Annotated in this window: 1 rRNA gene; it reads right to left on the reverse strand. The window is 48.8% G+C overall.

From position 1 onward, the window contains the following. Positions 1 to 87 precede the first annotated feature (87 nt). A 23S ribosomal RNA gene (locus E0F89_RS16965) occupies positions 88 to 2,630 on the reverse strand; the annotation flags it as partial.

A 2,630-nucleotide genomic window follows, 5' to 3' on the forward strand; every position in this document is an offset into this window, starting at 1 on the left:
TGAGATAAAGAAAAAAGTATTAAAGTTCCTGAAATAAATTCAGGATAAAAGAAAGTTTCTTCCTGCCGATTGCTCGGCAGGAAAAGCGTACATAAGCTTACGGGTTATTAGTACTACTCGACTATGACATTACTGCCTTTACATCTATAGCCTATCAACGTGGTCATCTCCCACGACCCTTAAAAGAAATCTCATCTTGTGGTGGGTTTCGCGCTTATATGCTTTCAGCGCTTATCCCTTCCAAACGTAGCTACTCTGCGATGCCACTGGCGTGACAACAGATACACTAGAGGTTTGTCCAATTCGGTCCTCTCGTACTAGAATCAGATCCACTCAAATTTCTTGCGCCCACAGTAGATAGAGACCGAACTGTCTCACGACGTTCTGAACCCAGCTCGCGTGCCACTTTAATGGGCGAACAGCCCAACCCTTGGGACCTTCTCCAGCCCCAGGATGTGACGAGCCGACATCGAGGTGCCAAACCCCCCCGTCGATATGAGCTCTTGGGGGAGATCAGCCTGTTATCCCCGGCGTACCTTTTATCCTTTGAGCGATGGCCCTTCCATGCGGAACCACCGGATCACTATGCTCTACTTTCGTACCTGATCGACCTGTATGTCTCTCAGTCAAGCTCCCTTATGCCATTGCACTCTACGCACGGTTACCAAGCGTACTGAGGGAACCTTTAGAAGCCTCCGTTACTCTTTTGGAGGCGACCACCCCAGTCAAACTACCCACCAAGCAATGTCCCCCGCATWRCGGGGTTAGGCCTCAGATAAACAAAGGGTTGTATTTCAACAATGACTCCACAACGCCTAGCGACGCCACTTCACAGTCTCCAACCTATCCTACACATCATTTATCCAAGGTCAATACTAAGCTATAGTAAAGGTGCACAGGGTCTTTTCGTCCCACTGCGGGTAAGCGGCATCTTCACCGCTACTACAATTTCACCGAGCTCATGGCTGAGACAGTGTCCAGATCGTTACACCATTCGTGCAGGTCGGAACTTACCCGACAAGGAATTTCGCTACCTTAGGACCGTTATAGTTACGGCCGCCGTTTACTGGGGCTTCATTTCAATGCTTCTCCGAAGATAACATCTCCACTTAACCTTCCAGCACCGGGCAGGTGTCAGGCCCTATACTTCATCTTACGATTTTGCAGAGCCCTGTGTTTTTGATAAACAGTCGCCTGGACCTCTTCACTGCGGCCAGCATTGCTGCTGGCGACCCTTCTCCCGAAGTTACGGGTCTATTTTGCCTAATTCCTTAGCCATGAATCTCTCGAGCACCTTAGGATTCTCTCCTCGACTACCTGTGTCGGTTTGCGGTACGGGTACTTATTACCTGAAGTTTAGAGGTTTTTCTTGGAAGCCCTTAGGCGCACTATCTCTTTGTCCGAAGACTCCGAGTACTATCGTATTTCCCCAAAACCCGTGGATTTGCCTGCGGGTCTTATAGGTAGGTACTTCAACGAACTATTCCGTCAGTTCGCGGCGCTTTCATCACTCCGTCACCCCATCACAGTAATAACTAGTACGGGAATATTAACCCGTTGTCCATCGACTGTCCCTTTCGGGTTCGCCTTAGGTCCCGACTAACCCACAGCTGATTAGCATAGCTGTGGAAACCTTAGTCTTTCGGTGTGCGGGTTTCTCGCCCGCATTATCGTTACTTATGCCTACATTTTCTTTTCTAACCAGTCCAGCAGGCCTTACGACTCACCTTCAACCCTGTTAGAATGCTCCCCTACCACTACCTAAATAAATAGGTAATCCATAGCTTCGGTAATATACTTATGCCCGATTATTATCCATGCTCGTCCGCTCGACTAGTGAGCTGTTACGCACTCTTTAAATGAATGGCTGCTTCCAAGCCAACATCCTAGCTGTCTGGGCAGACAAACCTCGTTCTTTCAACTTAGTATATATTTGGGGACCTTAGCTGATGGTCTGGGTTCTTTCCCTCTCGGACTTGGACCTTAGCACCCAAGCCCTCACTGTTATGAAACATTATATAGCATTCGGAGTTTGTCAGGAATTGGTAGGCGGTGAAGCCCCCGCATCCAATCAGTAGCTCTACCTCTATATAACTTTACGCATAACGCTGCACCTAAATGCATTTCGGGGAGTACGAGCTATTTCCGAGTTTGATTGGCCTTTCACCCCTACCCACAGGTCATCCGAAGACTTTTCAACGTCAACCGGTTCGGACCTCCACACTGTGTTACCAGCGCTTCATCCTGCCCATGGGTAGATCACACGGTTTCGCGTCTAACACTACTGACTAAAGCGCCCTATTCAGACTCGCTTTCGCTACGGATCCGTGGCTTAACCACTTATCCTTGCCAGCAACGTTAACTCGTAGGCTCATTATGCAAAAGGCACGCCGTCACCCCACGAAAGGGCTCCGACCGCTTGTAAGCGTATGGTTTCAGGATCTATTTCACTCCGTTATTCACGGTTCTTTTCACCTTTCCCTCACGGTACTGGTTCACTATCGGTCTCTCAGGAGTATTTAGCCTTAGCGGATGGTCCCGCCAAATTCAGACAGGATTTCTCGTGTCCCGCCCTACTCAGGATACCACTATCGTTATCTTCTTTTACTTATACAGGGCTATCACCTTCT

It is taken from the genome of Flavobacterium caseinilyticum (genome assembly GCF_004349085.1).
Lineage (GTDB): Bacteria > Bacteroidota > Bacteroidia > Flavobacteriales > Flavobacteriaceae > Flavobacterium > Flavobacterium caseinilyticum.